12 protein-coding genes are annotated in these 18,951 nt (G+C 64.4%); 8 read left to right on the top strand and 4 right to left on the bottom strand.

Annotated features, from left to right (window positions below):
- Positions 1-39: 39 nt before the first annotated feature.
- From treZ to treY, 3 genes are read left to right on the top strand one after another with little or no spacing between them, the layout of a single operon-like run.
- Positions 40-1,902 carry a malto-oligosyltrehalose trehalohydrolase gene (treZ, locus tag ACMZ6R_RS06945; RefSeq protein ID WP_416110188.1) on the top strand — a complete coding sequence of 621 codons (1,863 nt, stop codon included), beginning with the start codon at positions 40-42 and terminating at the stop codon, positions 1,900-1,902.
- Positions 1,899-4,325 (top strand): DUF3536 domain-containing protein, encoded by a 2,427-nt coding sequence (locus tag ACMZ6R_RS06950; RefSeq protein ID WP_416110189.1) that lies wholly within the window; start codon positions 1,899-1,901, stop codon positions 4,323-4,325. The genes treZ and ACMZ6R_RS06950 overlap by 4 nt, the downstream gene beginning before the upstream one ends.
- Complete coding sequence (gene treY / locus ACMZ6R_RS06955; protein ID WP_416110190.1) at positions 4,322-7,141, top strand: malto-oligosyltrehalose synthase; 2,820 nt, start codon at positions 4,322-4,324, stop codon at positions 7,139-7,141. The genes ACMZ6R_RS06950 and treY overlap by 4 nt, the downstream gene beginning before the upstream one ends.
- 185 nt (positions 7,142-7,326) lie before the next feature.
- On the opposite strand, the gene ACMZ6R_RS06960 is transcribed toward treY, so the two are convergent.
- The 3 genes from ACMZ6R_RS06960 to ACMZ6R_RS06970 all read right to left on the bottom strand — a co-directional run bounded on the left by ACMZ6R_RS06960 (position 7,327) and on the right by ACMZ6R_RS06970 (position 10,337).
- Positions 7,327-8,040: an MBL fold metallo-hydrolase gene (locus ACMZ6R_RS06960; RefSeq protein ID WP_416110191.1), complete on the bottom strand. Its 714-nt coding sequence runs from the start codon at positions 8,038-8,040 to the stop codon at positions 7,327-7,329.
- A gap of 20 nt (positions 8,041-8,060) precedes the next feature.
- On the bottom strand, positions 8,061-9,518 hold the full coding sequence (gene cysS, locus ACMZ6R_RS06965; protein ID WP_416110192.1) for a cysteine--tRNA ligase: 1,458 nt from the start codon (positions 9,516-9,518) through the stop codon (positions 8,061-8,063).
- A gap of 84 nt (positions 9,519-9,602) precedes the next feature.
- Positions 9,603-10,337, bottom strand: coding sequence for a Smr/MutS family protein (locus ACMZ6R_RS06970; RefSeq protein WP_416110193.1), 735 nt, complete (start codon positions 10,335-10,337; stop codon positions 9,603-9,605).
- Between the two features lie 313 nt (positions 10,338-10,650).
- On the opposite strand from ACMZ6R_RS06970, the gene ACMZ6R_RS06975 reads away from it, so the two are divergent.
- From ACMZ6R_RS06975 to thiE, 5 genes are all read left to right on the top strand, one after another.
- Positions 10,651-11,670 (top strand): DnaJ C-terminal domain-containing protein, encoded by a 1,020-nt coding sequence (locus tag ACMZ6R_RS06975; protein WP_416110194.1) that lies wholly within the window; start codon positions 10,651-10,653, stop codon positions 11,668-11,670.
- Between the two features lie 18 nt (positions 11,671-11,688).
- Positions 11,689-12,003, top strand: coding sequence for a chaperone modulator CbpM (locus tag ACMZ6R_RS06980; protein WP_416110195.1), 315 nt, complete (start codon positions 11,689-11,691; stop codon positions 12,001-12,003).
- A 191-nt stretch (positions 12,004-12,194) separates the two neighbouring features.
- The gene (gene clpB / locus ACMZ6R_RS06985; protein ID WP_416110196.1) at positions 12,195-14,795 is read left to right on the top strand and encodes an ATP-dependent chaperone ClpB; all 2,601 of its coding nucleotides are present in this window, start codon (positions 12,195-12,197) and stop codon (positions 14,793-14,795) included.
- Positions 14,796-15,166: 371 nt separating this feature from the next.
- Positions 15,167-15,967: a hydroxyethylthiazole kinase gene (gene thiM / locus ACMZ6R_RS06990; RefSeq protein WP_416110197.1), complete on the top strand. Its 801-nt coding sequence runs from the start codon at positions 15,167-15,169 to the stop codon at positions 15,965-15,967.
- On the top strand, positions 15,964-16,608 hold the full coding sequence (gene thiE / locus ACMZ6R_RS06995; RefSeq protein ID WP_416110198.1) for a thiamine phosphate synthase: 645 nt from the start codon (positions 15,964-15,966) through the stop codon (positions 16,606-16,608). The genes thiM and thiE overlap by 4 nt, the downstream gene beginning before the upstream one ends.
- 462 nt (positions 16,609-17,070) lie before the next feature.
- Here the strand turns inward: thiE and ACMZ6R_RS07000 are convergent, their stop codons facing one another.
- Entirely contained in the window at positions 17,071-18,840 is a 1,770-nt protein-coding gene (locus ACMZ6R_RS07000; protein WP_416110199.1) for a motility associated factor glycosyltransferase family protein, read from the bottom strand.
- Positions 18,841-18,951: the final 111 nt, after the last annotated feature.

The raw sequence follows: 18,951 nt of genomic DNA on the forward strand, positions 1-18,951 counted from the left end.
GATTTGACCCTTCCTTGAGATTGGTGCATACAAATATGTATGCAGCGAATCTTCTCCGGGTCGTTGCCGGTCGGCCCGCAAAAAACCGGCTCCGCTTCCTGGCGCTTCACCGTCTGGGCGCCCAAACGCAAAAGACTTGCCCTGATCCTGCCCGATACGGCGCAATCCTTCCCCATGGAGCCGCTCCCCGGCGGCTACTTCACGGTCGAAACGGCCGGCCTCGTTTCGGGCACACGCTACCTTTTCGAGCTTGATGGAGAGGTCCGTCGGGCCGATCCCGCCTCGCCCCACCAGCCGGACGATGTCCACGGCCCCTCGGCCCTGGTCGATACCGGCGCTTTCGCCTGGACCGACGCCGGGTTCGCTGCGCCAGCGCCGCAGGCGCGCGTCACCTACGAAATCCATGTCGGCACCTTCACCCCGGAAGGGACGTTCGATGCGGTGATCACGCGCCTGCCGCACCTGCGCGAGCTTGGCGTCACCTGTCTGGAACTCATGCCCGTGGCCCAGTTTCCCGGCGGTCGCAACTGGGGTTACGACGGCGTCTATCCCTACGCCCCGGCCGCGGCCTACGGCGGCCCGGAAGGACTCGCCCGGCTCGTCGACGCCTGCCACGCCGCCGGGATCGCCGTTATTCTCGACGTCGTCTACAATCACCTTGGGCCCGAGGGGAATTACCTGCGCGATTTCGGACCCTATTTCACCGACCGCTACCACACGCCCTGGGGCGAGGCCGTCAACTTCGACGGCCCGGGCAGCGGCCCGGTGCGGGACTTTTTCATCGGCAACGCGCTCTACTGGCTGCGGGAGTATCATATCGACGGCCTGCGCCTCGACGCCGTGCACGCCATCTACGATCAGAGCCCGGTCCACGTGGCCGCCGAACTGGCCGACAGGGTGGCGGCCTGGGCGGCCGGAGCCGGCCGGCGCGTCTTCGTCGTGGCCGAGACGCACCTCAACGATCCGGCCGTCATTACCGAAAAGGCCGCCGGCGGCATGGGCCTCGACGGCGTCTGGAACGACGATTTCCACCACGCCGTCCATGCCATGCTTACCGGCGAAAAACGCGGCTACTACGCCGATTACGGCAGCCGCGACGACCTGATTGCGGCCGTGACCGAAGGTTTTGTCTACGCCGGCCGCCATTCCCCGTTTTTTAACCATCGGCGGGGGGGCGACGCCGCCCATCTGCCGGCCGACCGCTTCGTCGACTGCATCCAGAACCACGACCAGGTCGGCAACCGGGCCTTGGGCGAGCGGCTGATTTCACTCATCGGTCCCGAAGCGGCCAGGCTGGCCGCCGCGTTGCTCATTTTGTCCCCGGGTTCGCCGCTTTTGTTTATGGGCGAGGAGTGGGGCGAGGACCGGCCGTTTCTCTATTTTATCAGCCATCTGGACGCCGGACTCGTCGATGCGGTGCGCAAGGGGCGAAAGCGTGAGTTCGCCTCGTTTCGCTGGCGCGGCGAGCCGCCGGACCCCTTTACCCAGGCGACCTTCGAGGCCAGCCGTCCGGATTGGGACAAGCTCGATTCGCCCGACCACGCCGCCATGTTCGCCTGGTACCGGGAGCTGTTGCGCCTTCGCGCCGCAAGCCCGGCGCTGTCCGACACGCGCCGCCGCCTGACCCGGGTCTGGCCCCTGGACGCCTCCCGCGCCCTGGCCATGGAGCGTCGGGGGGCCGACGGCCGCTCCCTTTGCCTTTTCAACGCCGGCAAGCGCCCGGCCCGGGTCAAGGTCGGCACGGCCGGCCGGCCCGGCGACTACGTCCGGCTCCTGGACGCCGCCGAGACCCGTTTCGGCGGCTCGGGCGACACCTTGCCCGAGCGTCTGCCCACAGGCCTTTTTTCCCTGCCGGCGCATTGCGCCTGCGTCTACAGATTTTCGGAGAACATGCCCACATGAGCCGCTACATCTGCATTCACGGCCATTTTTACCAGCCGCCGCGGGAAAACCCCTGGCTGGAGGAAGTCGAAGTCCAGGACTCGGCCCATCCGTATCACGACTGGAACGAGCGCATCACGGCCGAGTGCTACGGACCCAACGCCGCCTCCCGCATCCTGGACGGGGAAGGGCGTATCATCGACATCATCAACAACTATTCCAAGATCAGCTTCAACTTCGGCCCCACCTTGCTCTCCTGGATGCACCGCCACCACCCCAAACTCCATCAGGCCATCGTGGACGCGGACAGGCTGTCCATGGAGCGCTTCGACGGGCATGGCTCGGCCATGGCCCAGGCATTTTCCCATATGATCATGCCCCTGGCCACCCGGCGCGACAAGATCACCCAGGTCCGCTGGGGAATCGCCGATTTCCGCTCCCGTTTCGGCCGCGAGCCCGAGGGCATGTGGCTGCCGGAAACGGCCGTGGACCTGGAAACCCTGACCATCCTGGCCGACGCCGGCATCCGCTTCACCCTCCTGGCCCCCAGGCAGGCGGCCAGGGTGCGGCCCCTTGGCGGCGGGACGTGGCAGGACGTTTCCGACAGCCGGGTGGACCCGACCACGCCGTATGTCGTGAAGCTCCCCCGGGGGAAATCCATCAGCGTCTTTTTCTACGACGGCCCCATCTCCCAGGATCTGGCCTTTGGCGACATGCTGGCCACGGGCGAGGCCTTCCACGCCCGGCTCATGGCCGCTTTTACCGACGCCGGCCGCGACTGGCCGCAGATCGTGCACATCGCCACCGACGGCGAGACCTACGGTCACCACCACAGCTCCGGCGAGATGGCGCTGACCTACTGCCTGTCGCTGATCGAATCCGATCCCTCGGTGGAGCTCATAAACTACGCCGCCTATCTCGACCGCCATCCGCCCCGGTTCGAGGCCGCGATTTTCGAGAATTCCTCCTGGAGCTGCATCCACGGCGTGGAGCGCTGGCGCGCCGACTGCGGCTGCAATTCCGGCATGCACGGCGGCTGGAACCAACAGTGGCGCGCGCCGCTTCGGGAGGCCATGGACTGGCTGCGCGACAAGTGCGTCGAGATCCACGAACGCCTGGCCCCGGCCTATTTCAAGGGCATCTGGAAGGCCCGCGACGCCTACATCGAGGTCATGCTCGACCGTTCCCCCGAGCGGGTGTCCGCCTTTCTCGCCGCCCACTCCAGAAAGCGTCTTTCGCCGCAAAATATGGTCACGGCGCTCAAGCTCATGGAACTACAGCGCTACGCCATGCTCATTTTCACGAGTTGCGGCTGGTTCTTCGACGAGGTGTCCGGCATCGAAACGGTGCAGATCCTGCAATACGCCGCCCGGGCCATCCAGCTCGCGTTGGAACTCGACGGCGTCTCCCTGGAAAGCGCCTTTGCCGAGAAGCTGCGACAGGCCCCGAGCAATGTGCTGCAAAGCGGGCTTACGGCCTACGAGAAATACGCCAAGCCGGCCGCCGTGACCCTGCCCCGGGTCGGCGCGCACTACGCCATCTCCTCGTTGTTCGAGGACTATCCCGAAGAGTATGCCTTCGGCTGCTATACGGTAAACGGCACCATCTCGCTTCGCGAGCGGGCCGGCCGGTCGCGGCTGGTGACGGGCCGGGCGTCGATCGCCTCGGTGGTCACCCTGGAGCACCTCGACGTGCAGTTCGCCGTCATCCATGCCGGCGACCATAACCTGACCTGCGGCATCGCCGCCCTTGGCGACCCCGAGGCCATGCGCGGCATGGAGAGCGCCTTGCGCCAAGCCTTCGAGCGCGGCGACCTGCCCGAGACCATCCGCACCCTCGACGCCCACTTCGGACAAAACATCTATTCCATCTGGCACCTGTTCCGCGACGAGCAGCGCAAGGTGGTGGCCGAGGTGCTTTCCCCGGCCTATCAGGAGGCCGAGTCCACCTATCGCCAGGTTTTCGAGAACAACTACCCCGTGCTGCGTTTCCTGCAATGGCTGTCCGTGCCGCCGCCGCGCCATTTCCTGGACGCCGCCGCCTTTGTCGTGGAAACCGACCTCAAGCAGATGCTCGGCGGCGAGGATATGGACCTCGATCGCCTGGACGACCGCATCAAGGATGCCAGGGAGTTCGGGCTGACCCTTGACTACGACGCCCTGGGGCTTCTGGCCGCCCAGTGGGTCAACCGGCGGCTGGCGGTCTTTGGCGAGACGCCCCGGGACATCCTGGCCCTCGACAACGTCAAGGAGGCCCTGGCGCGCCTGGGTGACCTGCCCATGGGACTGAACCTGTGGAAGGCTCAGAACATCATCTTTGAACTTTCGCGCAGCCACTACCCGGACAAGGCCGCCGCCGCCGCCAGGGGCGACAGCGCCGCCGATCGCTGGCGGGCCGCCTTCGAGGCCGTGGCCGACGCGTTGCATGTGAGGGTGCCGGCATGAGCGCGCCGCTTGCCACCTATCGGTTGCAGTTTTCCCCGACCTTCACCTTCGAGGACTGCCGGGCCGTCCTCGACTACCTGGTTGCCCTTGGCGTCTCCCATATCTACGCCTCGCCCATTTTCCGGGCCCGGCCGGGGTCGACCCACGGCTACGACGTGTGCGACCACAAGGAGATCAACCCTGAACTCGGCGGCGAGGAAGGCTTCCGCGCCCTGGCCGTCGAGGTCAAAAAACGCGGCCTCGGCTGGATTCAGGACATCGTGCCCAACCATATGGCCGTCTCCGGCGACAACCGCATGCTGGTCGACGTCCTGGAAAACGGCCCGTCGTCGCGCTACTACCACTATTTCGACATCGACTGGGACCATCCCTACGAAAGCATCAAGGGCCGGATGCTGGCCCCGTTTCTCGGCAATTTTTACGGCCGGACCCTGGAAAACGGCGAGATCGCCATCGGGTTCGACCATGACGGCTTTTTCGTGCGCTATTATGCCCTGCGCTTTCCGCTGCGCATCGATTCCTACATCCGCATCCTCACGCTGGGCCTCGATGCGTTGTGCCGCAAAATCGGCCGCGACGAGCCGGATTACATCAAGCTCCTCGGCATCCTCTACACCATCAAGTCCCTGCCGCCCGACGATCCCCAGACCGACCGCTACGACCAGATCTATTTCATCAAGCAGATGCTCTACGAACTGGTCGAGACGAGCCAGCCCGTGCGCGAACATGTCCAGGGCAATCTGGCCAAGGTCAACGGCACCGAGGAAATCGAGGGCCAGGGGGATCGCCGGGCGCTTCTCGAAAGCATCCTGTCCGAGCAGTATTTCCGGCTGTCCTATTGGAAGGTGGCCGGCGAGGAGATCAATTACCGTCGTTTCTTTTCCATAAACGACCTCATCTCGCTGCGGGTCGAAAACGAGGCGGTTTTTCGCAACTCCCACGGCAAGATTCTCGACATGGTGCGGGAAGGGTTTTTCTCCGGGCTTCGCGTGGACCACATCGACGGGCTCTACGATCCTTCGCGCTATCTGCGCCGGCTGCGCGAGGCTATCGGCGACGCCTATCTGGTCGTGGAAAAAATCTGCGTCGGCGACGAGCCGCTGCCCGCCTTTTGGCCCATTGCCGGCTCCACGGGCTACGATTTCATGAACGCCGTATGCCGCCTGTTCGTGGACGACGCCAAGGAACGGGCCTTCGAGAAAATTTACGCGGGCTATACCGGCCGACGGCAGCGGGCCGAGGATCTGGTGGTCTGGAAAAAACGCCGCATCATCGAGACCCACATGTACGGCGACGTGGAAAACATGGCCCGGCTCATCAACGCCGTTTCGAGTCTGGACCGGCAGGGCTTCGACATCACCCTGCGTTCGACCAAGCGGGCGTTGTCCGAGGTGCTGGCCCATTTTCCGGTCTACCGCACCTACATCTCCCCGGACGCCCTGCGGCCGGTGGACATCGGCTACATACGCACGGCGGTGCGCAGCGCCAAGCTCCACAACGACGACCTGGCCTATGAGCTGGATTTTCTGGAGCGGTTCCTGCTCCTGCAATATGACGAGAATTTCAGCGAGGAAAAGAAGATGCAGTGGGCCAGGATCGCCATGCGCTTCCAGCAGGTGACCGGGCCGCTTATGGCCAAGGGCGTGGAGGACACGGCCTTTTACGTGCTCAACAGGCTTCTTTGCTTGAATGAAGTTGGCGGTGAGCCGGGGACCTTCGGACTCTCGGCCGCGGCCTTCCACCACATAATGGAGGAGCGGGCCAGGCAATGGCCGACGGCCATGAGCGCCACTGCCACCCACGACACCAAACGCGGCGAGGACGCGCGGCTGCGTCTGGCCGCCCTGTCCGAACTCCCCGACGTCTGGCGGGCGGCGCTGATTCGTTTTTCGCGCATCAACCAGCGCCGCAAGACCCGGATCGGGGACAAGCTCGCGCCGGATAAAAACGACGAATACATGCTTTACCAGGCGTTTCTGGCCCATTACCCGGTCGATGCCGGGGATATGGCGCAATTCAAGGACCGGCTGGTCGCCTTTCTGATCAAGGCCGTGCGCGAGGGCAAGGAGCGCTCCAACTGGCTCAATCCGGATCTGGGATACGAAAAGGCGCTTACGGATTTTGCCGCCAGGATGTTGCGCGATTCGTCCAAAAACGCTTTTCTGACCGCTGTTGCCCCGCTTTGCCGCCGGCTGACGGAGCTGGGATTTTCCTATTCTCTGGCCCAGACGCTTCTCAAACTGTCTTGTCCCGGCACCCCGGATCTGTATCAGGGGACCGAGGGCTGGGACCTGTCTTTCGTCGACCCGGACAATCGCCGGCCCGTGAATTTTGCCGCCTGGGCGAAACGGCTTGCCGCGCTCGTCAAGGCCTTTGACGCCGATCCCGTGGCCCTTTGCCGGTCGCTTGCGGCCTCGCCCGAGAACGGTCGGATCAAGCTTTATACGCTGTGGCGGGGGCTTTGCGCCAGACGCGCCCAGCCGGCGCTTTTCACGTCCGGGGCCTATGTCCCGGCGCGGTTCGAGGGCCCTCAGGCCAAACGCCTCTTCGGCTTCTGGCGCACCTTCGAGGGCGAGGCCGCCCTGGTTATCGTGCCCCGGCGCATTGCCGCGCTTTCCCGGGGCGAGTCCGTATTCGCCCTGGGCGGCATTTGGGAGGATACGCGGCTTATGGAACCCGCCCCCGGCATCACCGAACTCACGGACGTCATGACCGGCCGGCGGTTCTCCTGCGGCGAATGCTACATCAAGGATGTGCTGCGGGACTTCCCGGTGGCGCTTCTCGTCAGCGGGAAGCGGGAAGTGGAGGAAGAATAGAGAATCCGGGGGGAACCCTTTCTTCAGAAAGGGTTCCCCCCGGACCCCCTTCCCAAAGACTTCTAATGGCTACAACTGATTGTCGTTATTGATCTGTAATCGTTAAAAGTTTTTGGGAGGGGAGAGCGCGAGAGGGGGACCCTTTTTTCAAAAAAGGGTCCCCCTCTCGCATCCTCTTTCCCTTTTCAAACTTCCAACATATCACCTGCGTTGGCGTAGTGGAAAAGAGTGACGCCGGGGTGGCTGAGTCTCGGGGCGAAGCGGTCGAGGTAGTGCGTCTTGCCATTGACGTGCATGGGCACGAAGACGCGGGGCCTGACCGTTTCCACGAATTGCGGCGCGCCGGAAAGGCTCGGGAGTCTCGGGTCCATGTTGGAGAAGGCGATGTCCACGGGCTGGGCGGCGATGCGTTTGAGCGCCAGCCGCCAGGACATGCCGACCGCCCGCCTGGCCGCCGGTGATTGCCCGGGCCAGTCCCAAAGCGCCAAATCCCCGCCGAAAGAGACCCGAAGCCCGGCAACGTCGAGGAGATAGGCCACGCCCATGTCGTTGCTTTCCAGGGCTTCGACGCGCATTCCGTCCACATCCTTGACCATATCCGGCTCCATGATCAGCGCGTCCGTCGGCAGGCGGTCGCCGTGGAGGTCGGCCACGTCGTCGGACACCACGAACCGGCGCGAGGCCGCCCGGCGCGTGGCGTTTACGATGTCCGGATCGAAATGGTCTTCGTGGGAGTGGGAGACGAAGACCGTGAGGTCCGCGCCCTCGATATGCGAAGCGGCGACCGTGGCCGCCGCTTCGGGGAGATAGCTTGGAGCGGGATAGTCGAAGAGCAGGGTTTTGCCTGCGGCTTCCAGGATGAAGCAGTCGTGGTGGATATAAACGATGCGCGCCGGCATGGCCCGATTTCGGCCTCGCCTCAGGCCACGTCCCACTGCGGCCCGGTGGGGGTGTCCATGACCGTGACGCCGAGGTTTGCCAGCTCGTCGCGGATGGCGTCGGAGCGGGCGAAGTCCTTGGCCTTGCGCGCGTCCTGGCGCTCGGCCACGAGGGCATCCACCCGGGCCGGGTCGATGCCGAGGCGCGCGGCGCGGCAGGTTTTGAGTTCGCCGAGGAACTCCTGGCTGTCCCGGCCGCACACGCCGAGAATGACTGACCACGTCTCGAAATCCGTGAGAATGCGCCGCACGATGTCGGCCGTTTCGGCGCTCTTGGCCAACGTCTTGTCTTCCATGAGCCGCCCGGCCAGCCGCACCGCGCCGAACACATGGCCCAGGGCCTGGGCCGTATTAAGATCGTCGTCCATGGCGGCGGTGAAACCCTGTTCGTGCTTGGCCAACTCCTCGGCGATTTCGGCCGGCAGCTTGGTCCCCGACCATTTGGCCCGGGTCAGCGCCTGCTCCATTTGCGCCTTGGCCGCGTAGAGGCGTTTGATGCCTTTTTCCGCTTCGTCCAGGGCCTGGTCGGAATAGTCCAGCGGGCTTCTGTAGTGGGAGGAGACAAGGAAAAAGCGCAGCACTTCCGGCAGATAGCGCTTGTAGATGTCGCGGATGGTGATGAAGTTGCCAAGGGACTTGGACATCTTCTCGGTATTGATGCGCACGAAGCCGTTGTGCACCCAGAAGCGGCAGAATTCCTTGCCTGTGGCCGCCTCGCTCTGGGCGATCTCGTTTTCGTGGTGCGGGAAGATGAGGTCCTGGCCGCCGCCGTGGATGTCGAAGGGAATCCCCAGGATCTTTTCGCTCATGACCGAGCATTCCAGGTGCCAGCCCGGCCGTCCCGGGCCAAACGGGCTTTCCCAGACCGGCTCGCCGGGTTTCGACGCCTTCCACAGGGCGAAATCGAGGGGGTCTTCCTTTTCGTCGCCCGGGGCGATCCGCGCGCCGGCGCGCATGTCGTCGATGTCGCGGCCGGACAACTTGCCGTAACCGTCAAAGGAGCGCACCCGGAAATAGACGTCCCCGGACGGGGTGCGGTAGGCGTGGCCCGTTTCGATCAGGCGTTCGGCCATGGCCGCCATGGCGGCCACGTACTCCGTGGCCCGGGGCTCGGCGTCGGCGCGCAGTATCCCCAGCTTGTCCATGTCCTCGTAAAAGGCGGCGATGTAGCGTTCGGCGATAGCCGCGCAGGTCGTGTTTTCGCTCCCGGCCTTCTTGATGATCTTGTCGTCCACGTCCGTGAAGTTGCGCACGAAGGTGACGTCGTAGCCCAGATGGCGCAGGTAGCGCACCAGCACGTCGAAAACCACCGACGAACGGGCGTGCCCGATGTGGCACAGGTCATAGGCGGTGATGCCGCAGACGTACATGGCCACCTTGCCCGGGTGAAGCGGGGTAAAGGGCTCCTTGGCCCGGGCCATGGTGTTGAAAAGCTGCATGAAGGCCTCCGATGAAAAGTGCCCACCTGTTGCAAAGCGATCCCGGAAAGTCAAGGGAGGCGGGCGGGTGGACGCGGCCGGGCGTCAACGGATGTCGGGCCAGTCCTTTTCGAAGCGGACTTTTCCCTTGGTCTTTTTGAACTTGCGCAAAAGCACGTAGAGCGCCCCCGTCCCGCCATGTCGCGGCAAGGCCGTGCTGAAGGCCAGCACCACGCGCTTCAAGGGATCGCGGGTGAGCCAGGTCTTGAGTTCTTCCTTGAGCACGGCCACGCCGCCGGGCGAGTTGGAGCCGCGCCCGGGGATGATGAGCAGGCAGCGCTTGCCGGCCAGGTAGTGCTCGCGCACGAAATGCAAAAGCGTCAAATTGGCCTGGTCGATGTTGAGCCCGTGCAGGTCGAGATGGGCCTCGGGCGAGTACTGGCCGGCGCGCAACTGGCGGTAGACCTTGGGGTCGAGGTCGGTCACAAAACCCTGCACGTACTCGTCGCTGTATTCCAGCGTGAAGTCCACCTTGCCGGAAACGAGGTCGTGCAGGACGGAAAGGGCCTTGGCCTCGTCGTCGGCCGGGGAGGGGGGCGGCGGGGGCGGTGCGGTCGGGCGCACGTCGCGGCCCTTGGTCTTCTCCCGGTCGAGCTTGTTCACGCCGGACATGGCTCGAAAAAAATCGGATTCGTCCGCTTCTTCCGGTGTCGCGGGCTTGGTGGCGGCCGCGACGACCTTGGCCACTTGTTCGGGCAGATGTTGTTTCTTGGCGACCTTCACACCCTTGAGCGCTGCGGCAAAGGGATGGTGGCCGTCCTTGGGATCTTTCGCTGACATGGCCGGGGAAGCTACCGGCAAGGCCCGGCCTTGGCAAGGGATGGCGCAAGGAGGGGGGAGGGATGCGTGCCCTGACCTCTTGCGCGTCCGATCGGGCCTCGGCTTGCTTTGGGCGTCGATGGGTGTAGCGGCCAGGCAGGGGCAGGACCGGCGTGGGGCAAGCCTGCTCTGGCTTTTGGGTGCGTCCTGGGATAATACTGGCAGTGCCGTTTCTTGCGCGGATAATCGGCCGGGATGGTTGACGGAATCGTATGCCGACTTATTATGTTAACTTGCCGGAAAACCAGCCGGACAAACGGGAGATGTTGCCCTTATGAGCGTGGAATACAAGGATTACTATAAACTCCTCGGCGTATCCAAGACGGCCAGCCAGGACGAGATCTCCAAGGCATTCAAAAAATTGGCGCGCAAGCACCATCCCGACCTCAATCCCAACGATCCCGAGGCCGAGAAAAAATTCAAGGAATTCAACGAGGCCTACGAGGTCCTCAAGGACCCCGAAAAACGCAAACTCTATGATTCCCTGGGCGCCGACTGGCAGCATGGCCAGAATTTCCAGCGTCCTCCGGGATTTGAAAACGCCCATTACAATTTTGGTGGGGCCGGTGGCCAGCAGTTCGACGCCGGGGCCTTTTCCGACTTTTTCGAGACGATTTTCGGCGGCGGCATGGGCGGCGGCATGGGTGGCGGCCGGGCTCGGTTTACCCAGGGCGGTCCCTTCGGCGGGGCCGGCGGCTTTGGCGGCGGGGGGGGCTACTCGCGCGGCCCGTCGCGCGGCGCGGACGCCAACGCCACCCTGGAACTGACCCTGGAGGAAGCCTACAAGGGCGGGGCCAAGGCCATCAGCTTGCAGGAGCAGACCATCGGCCCCGACGGTTCGCCGCGTCTGGGCACCAAGACGCTCAGCGTCAACATCCCGGCCGGGGTGCGCGAAGGCGGCAAGATCCGCCTGTCCGGCCAGGGCAATCCGGGCCGGGCCGGCGGCAAGCCCGGGGATTTGTACCTCAAGGTCAAAGTTTTGCCGCATTCGCTTTTCAAGCTCGAGGAAGGCAACGTGATCCTCGATTTGCCGCTGACGCCCTGGGAGGCGGCTCTTGGGGCCAAGGTCCGGGTGCCGACCCTGGACGGGGCGGTGGAGATGCAGATACCGGCCGGCTCCTCGTCGGGACGCAAGTTGCGGCTGGCGGGCAAGGGGCTTGGCGGCCGGGGCCAGCGCGGGGATCAGCTCGTGCGGTTGATGGTGCAGGTCCCGAGCCAGGTCACGGACGCGCAGCGAGAGCTTTGGGAAAAGCTCGCCGAGGCCAGCGCGGATTTTAGTCCCCGGACGTTTTAGCGCCCAAGCGAGGTCGTCATGGACATCAAGCAAGTCGTTGTCGCCACCGTGCCCGCCCGGTCCGAACGCATCAGCTTCGCCCAGCTCCAGGAACTGACCGGGCTGCACCCGACCGTTGTGGGAGAATTGATCGAACTGGGATGGATCACCCCGGAACGCACCACGGCTGATGCGTACCTCTTCAGAACGAGCGACCTCTACAGGTTGCGCAAGCTGGAACGCATCCGCCGCGATTTCGAACTTCCATTGCTTGGGGCGAGCATCGTGGTCGATCTTATCGAACGTATCGACTATCTGGAAAACAAGGTGCGTGAGCTCAATAGACTTCTCTAATATGTCTGCCTTAATAAAGGAATAATTTTGCCATACTTTTTAAGGAATGAAGTTTAGGAAGGGGAGAGCGCGAGAGGGGGAGAACCCATTTCAAAGGGTTTCCCCTCACGCAATATCTTTTTTCTCCTCTTTGTATTGCCAGGTTACGGAGGCGTTCTTATCTCTGATGCACGCATTCGGGAGGGTACACCATGGATCTCAACAAGTTTACGCAGAAATCCCAGCAGGCCATAAGCGAGGGGCAAGCCGCGGCCGTGCGCATGGGACAGCAGCAGGTCGACGCCGAACACCTGCTCTACGCCCTGCTCACCCAGGAACAGGGGCTTGTGCCGCGCATCCTCGAAAAGGCCGGCTACAATACCGATACCTACCTGGCCGAACTGGAAAAGGGGCTTTCCAGGCTGCCCAGGGTCAGCGGCCCCGGCTCCCAGCCGGGGCAGGTCTACGTGACCTCGCGCCTCAACGAAATTCTGGTCAAGGCCCAGGATCTGGCCAAGCACCTGAAGGACGAATACGTCAGCGTCGAGCACCTTTTTCTGGCCTTTGTCGATGAGCCGCCCTCGACCCTGGCCGGAAAGGTCAACAAGTCCCTGGGCGTGGATAAAAACCGCATCCTGGGGGCGCTGACCGAGATTCGCGGCGGCCAGCGCGTCACCTCGGCCGACCCCGAGGGCACCTACGAGGCGCTCACCAAATATGGCCGCGACCTCGTGGACGCCGCCCGCAAGGGCAAGATCGACCCGGTCATCGGCCGTGACGAGGAAATTCGTCGCGTCATCCGCATCCTGTCGCGGCGCACCAAAAACAATCCCGTCGTCATCGGCGAGGCCGGCGTGGGCAAGACGGCCATCGTCGAAGGCCTGGCCATGCGCATCGTCAACAAGGACGTGCCCGAGGGCCTCAAGGAAAAGACCATCTTCGCCCTGGACATGGGCGCGCTTATCGCCGGGGCCAAGTACCGGGGCGAATTCGAGGAACGGCTCAAGGCCGTGCTCAAGGAGGTGCAGACCTCCGAAGGGCGCGTCATCCTTTTTATAGACGAGCTGCACACCATCGTCGGCGCGGGCAAGACCGAGGGCTCCATGGACGCGGGCAACCTGCTCAAGCCCATGCTGGCCCGGGGCGAGTTGCACTGCATCGGCGCGACGACCCTCGACGAGTACCGCAAGTACATCGAAAAGGATCCGGCGCTTGAACGCCGCTTCCAGCCCGTTTTCGTGGACGAACCGAATGTGGAGGACACCATCTCCATCCTGCGCGGCCTTCGCGAGCGCTTCGAGGTGCACCACGGCGTGCGCATAAGCGACTCAGCCCTGGTCGAGGCGGCCGTTTTGTCCTCGCGCTACATCGCGGATCGCCAGCTTCCGGACAAGGCCATCGACCTCATCGACGAGGCCGCGGCCATGATCCGCACCGAGATCGACTCGCTGCCGGCCGAGCTGGACCAGATCAACCGCAAGGTCATGCAGCTGGAAATCGAACGCGAGGCGCTGAAGCGCGAAACCGACAAGGCCTCGCGCGAACGCCTGGAAAAGCTCGAGGAAGAGTTGGCCAACCTCAAGGAGGAGCAGTCCGGCTACTTGGCCCAGTGGGAAAAGGAAAAGGGCGCGGTCGAGGGCTTGCGGCGCATCAAGGGCGACATCGAAAAGACGAGGCTGGCCATCGAGGAGGCCGAACGGGCCTATGACCTCAACCGGGCCGCCGAGTTACGTTACGGCACGCTGGCCGCCCTGGAAAAGGAACTGTCCGGCCAGGAGGAGGCCATCGTCAAGGCCGCCGGTGGTACCCGGCTCATCCGCGAGGAGGTCGGCCCGGACGACGTGGCCATGGTCATCTCCCGCTGGACGGGCGTCCCGGTCACAAGACTTCTGGAGAGCGAGCGCGAAAAGCTCTTGCGCTTGGCCGACGTGCTCCATGGCCGGGTGATCGGGCAGGACGAGGCCGTCACCGCCGTGGCCGACGCCGTGCTGCGGGCCAGGGCGGGCCTGAAAGACCCAAGCCGGCCCATAGGCTCGTTTATATTTCTCGGCCCCACGGGCGTCGGCAAGACTGAACTTTGCAAGACGCTTGCCGCCGCGCTTTTCGACTCCGAGGAGAACATGGTGCGCCTGGACATGTCCGAGTACATGGAGCGGCACACCGTGGCGCGGCTCATCGGCGCGCCTCCGGGCTACATCGGCTACGACGAAGGCGGCCAGCTGACCGAGGCCGTGCGCAGAAAGCCCTATAGCGTGGTGCTCTTCGACGAGATCGAAAAAGCCCACAGCGACGTGTTCAACACGCTCTTGCAAATCCTCGACGACGGCCGGCTCACCGACAGCCATGGCCGTACCGTGGATTTCAAGAATACGATCATCATCATGACCTCGAACCTCGGGGCCCAGTATTTGCTTGAGGGCATCGACGCTTCCGGCGCATTCAAACCGGGCGTGTCCGAGCAGGTCATGAACACGCTGCGCGGCCAGTTCCGGCCGGAGTTTTTAAACCGCGTGGACGAGATCGTGCTCTTCAAGCCGCTCCTGCGCGAACAGATCGCGGCCATTGTGGAGCTGATGCTCGGCGGCCTGCGGTCGCGGCTGGCCGATCGCAAGATCAGCCTGGAGCTTTCCGACGGGGCCAAGGCGTTTATCGCCGAAACGGCCTATGATCCGGTTTTCGGCGCGCGGCCCCTGCGGCGCTACCTGCAAGCCCACGTGGAAACGCCCCTGGCCAAGGCCCTTATCGGCGGCCAGGTGTCCGACGGTCAGACCGTGACCGTCGACGCCCGCGACGGTGAACTGGTGTTTGTATAAATGTAAAGTGAAGAAGGGGAAGAGGATGCGAGAGGGGAAACCCTTTGAAAAGGGCAGTAGCCCCTCTCGCGCTCTCCCTTCCTTAACTTTTCAATAGGGATGTTTTTTTGTCCTCTATCCGTGTTGCCGAGGATGGAGGTTTTTCTTTTTGACAGGAACCGAAGGCAATGGATTTGTCGTCCCAGTCGGCCAAGGGGCTGGGAGGGCCCGGGCGAGAATGCTCCCAGTATGGATCGCGTGGCCAAGGCCGGGGGGCAGGATGCGGGGACGCGAAGGCGTATTCTTCAAATATGCGCCGCGCGTGGCCCCGCATCCTGCCCCCCGGCCAACCAATCAGGATTTTTGAACAGCCGCATGAGGATGTACCTTCTATGAACCTTGCTTCGGCCACCTTTGCCGATCTGACCCGCATCCGCGAAACCCAGCCGCTGGTCGTCAACATCACCAACAACGTCGTCACCAACACCACGGCCAATACGCTCCTCGCCCTTGGCGCGTCGCCGGCCATGACCCACCATCCGGCCGACGCCGCCCAGCTCGCCGCCGTGGCCGGGGCGCTGGTGTGCAACATGGGCACTCCCGGCGAGGAGAACGTGGCCGCCATGCTGGCCGCCTCCGATGCAGCCCGGCAGGCCGGCGCGCCCGTGGCCTTCGATCCCGTGGCCGCCGGGGCCACGCCCTGGCGGCGCGAGGTGGCCCGCCGCATGCTCGAGGCCGGGCCGGTGAGCGCCATCCGGGGCAATGCCTCGGAAATTTTGGCCTTGGCCGGTGGGTCGGCCGCCTCCCGGGGCGTGGACAGCATGTACGCCAGCCTGGACGCGGCCGAGGCCGCCGCCGTACTGGCCCGAAAATGCGGTTGCGTGGTCTGCGTCAGCGGGGAACTCGACGTGGTGACCGACGGCCAAAGCAGCGTCACCCTGGCCGGGGGCCATGCGCTCATGCCCCGGGTAACGGGGCTTGGCTGCACGGCCACGGCCTTTGTCGGGGCTTTTCTGGCCGTCAACCGGGACGCCCTTGCCGCAACCGTCCACGCCATGGCCGTGATGGCCGCCGCCGGGGGGCTCGCCGCCGCCGGAGCGGCCGGACCGGGCAGCTTTTTCGTCCGCTTCCTCGATATCCTCTACACCCTGACCGAGGCCGACCTCGCCGTTGGGGCGCGGGTGCTGCCGTGAGCCGGCGCACCTTCGATCTCGGGGTCTATCTGGTCACGGATCGGCCGGCGCTTATGGGCCGCGAACTGCTCGACGTGGTGGGGCGGGCCGTGGCCGGCGGCGCGACCATGGTGCAGTTGCGGGAAAAGACCGCCGCCACGCGGGAGTTCGTGGAGCTGGCCCGGGCCGTGCTTGGCCTTACCCGGCCGCGCGGCGTGCCGCTCATAATTAACGATCGGGTGGATGTGGCGCTGGCCGCAGGGGCCGATGGCGTGCATGTGGGGCAGGACGACATGCATCCGGCCGATGTCCGGGCGCTTTTGGGGGCAAAGGCCATCATCGGGCTGTCGGTGACGGGCGAGGCCGAGGCCCGCGCAGCCCGGGGCATGCCTATGGATTATCTCGGGGCTGGGCCGGTCTTCGCCACGGCCACCAAAAAGGATGCCGGCGCCCCGCAAGGGATTCCCGGGCTGGCCGCCATGCTCGCCCTGTCCGAAGTGCCGGTGGTGGCCATCGGCGCGATCAAGGAAGCCAATGCCCGGGAGGTCATGGAGACGGGCGTGGCGGGCGTGGCCGTGGTTTCCGCGATTTGTTCGGCTCCCGATCCGCATGACGCCGCCACGCAGCTGCGCCGCATCGTGGAAGCCGGGAGGACGCGCTGATTCTTTGTTTTATTTTTCGCTGTTGGATGCATTGGTCGGCCGGCGAGGGGCGGGGCAGCCGCGCGCGGCGCATATTTGAAGAATACGCCTTCGCGTCCGCCCCGCCCCTCGCCGGCCCTGGCCACACGGCCCATGTGCGGAAACATGCTGTGGCACAACGAGGAAAGTCGTGCCGCTGGACAGGGGGGCTCCCCATCGGTCCCAAAGAGTTCCGTCCCGCCGCTGGTCGCGAGCCCATCTCAGGGCTCATACGAATCGATCTGGAATCGATCCCGCTTTCCTGGTCCAAGCTCAGAGAAAAAAACACCGGGCCGCACGCGTCCGGCCCTGCTCGCTTCTCGATCCCCTTTCCTCGTTACTCTGTGCCCCGTTGAAAGTTTTTGAAGGGGGTCCAGGGGGAAACTTTTTTCAAAAAGTTTCCCCTTGGCCGCCGGAGGCCTCCCCCATCTTTTTCCCACGTCGCTACGCCGCCCAGGAATCGGACGGGCCGAGGCGTGCGTCGATTTCCCGGATTTTCGTCACCACGCGGCGGCGGATGGCCTTGAAGGCTGTCAATTCCTTGGCGCCATAGCTTTTGTGGGTCTGGATGAGCCCGGCCATGTCCATGATCTCGTTGTAGAGATACGGCATGTAAAGCGGATCGTGGCGCAGGAAGAACTGTATCTGGGAGAGCAGTTCCTTGATCTCCGCCTGATGCTTGTCCGCTTTGCGCATGAGCTTTTCCAGGCGGCGCGAGGCGTTTTTCAGGGACGTGGCCCAGGACTCGGCCTTGGGCGAAAAGACCGGCTTGGCCCGGGGCCGGGCCGCCCTGGCCAGGGCTCCCAGGAAGACTTCCCGGGCGGCGTTGGCGTTTGGCAGGATGTCGACCCGCTCCAGGTCCTCGGGGCCGATGTTGATCGCGCCCTTGATGACCACGCCGCCGCCGTAGATGTTGTAAAACGACGCGCCCGTGGCCGCGATGTCCTTTTCGATGTCCCGCTTGGCGGCCAGGAACCCGTGGTGGGTGTAGATGTCCCCGCCCTTGATGTCCTTGAGCCGGACGTCGTGCCGCGGGGAAAAGGTGTAGTTGCCGCCCGCGCTGTGGTGGCCCGGGGCATGGGTCGAGCCTCCCTTCCAGGCCAGGTCCTGTCCGACCAGGAAGAAGCGGTCGGCCCCGGCCCAGGTGAGGAAGCGTTCCAGGGTCACGCCCACGTTGCCGCCGGCGTCGAGCACCAGCTCCTGGTCCTTGAGCACGAAAGTGGCGATGCCGCCCTGGGTCCACAGCGGGATTTTCGGGCCGGGATAGCGGTCGAGTACGGCCGGTTGCATCTTGGTGGAATAGATGAGCGGGATGTCGGCGGCGAAATTGTTGTCCTGGAGGTTGTCCAGGCAGCGGTTCATGCTGTCGTTGAAATCGAGACCCAGGCACAGGTCCGGCGCAAGGCCCAGGCGTTCGAGGACGGGCAGGGTTTGCAGCGCCGCGACGAAAAGGGCCTTGTCGCGGTGGCGTAAAAGAGCCGGCACGAAGCGCGGCAGCGACGGTCCCGCGCCGAGCACCACCGTGGGCACGCCCCGGGCCATGCCGGCCATGCGCGAAAGGCTCCCGTCCTGCATGGCCCGCGAGTAGTTGCGCAGTTCGTTGCCGACCATGGTTTCCTGTTTGTGGCGCAGCGTGGTCAGTTCCACGGACAGGCTTTCGAGCTTGGCCCGCACCAGCGCCGAGGCCTGGGCGTACTCCGGGCCGATCTGGGCGCTCGGCAGGTCGCTTCGCAGGTTGATGCGGGCGAAAAGGAAACTGACGTCGAGGGCGGTGAGCGCCTTTTCCACCAGCTTCGGGTCCGGCGGCAGAAAGGCCAGCTTGCCGGCGGCCAGAAACGGCCGGTAGTCGGTCTGGCCCAGGCAGGCCACCAGCATTTCCGGCCGGGGTTCGACCACCAGCACCTTGTGGGAGCGGGGCGTGCCGGTCAGCACGTGGTTGAGCCCGTAGCCGAGCGCCGTGCCGATGATCACCGTGGCCCCGCCCTCGGCCTTGTCCTTGGGCCGCCAGTCCCGGTACAGCATGGCCGGATGCATGGCCGCAAACAGGCTGCGGTCTTCTCCGATGCGCCAGTCGACGATGCCGTGCTGGTTTGTGAAAATGCGCGGGATGATGGTTTCCGGGGCCGGGGCGTTTTGGGCCAGCCACTCGGCCACCGGGGCCTTGGCCTCGGCCAGGGCGGTGAGATTGTCGGCAAGAAAGATGTTGATGCGCATGACGTCGTCCTTGGATGGAATGCCGTAAGCGAAGCAATAATCCTGCCACTCTTGCCGGTTGGCCGTTTTTTGCCTACCACGTTGCCAGCCGGACAGGTCCGGTTCCAATCC

This window comes from Solidesulfovibrio sp. C21 (genome assembly GCF_047785625.1).
Classification (GTDB): domain Bacteria; phylum Desulfobacterota; class Desulfovibrionia; order Desulfovibrionales; family Desulfovibrionaceae; genus Solidesulfovibrio.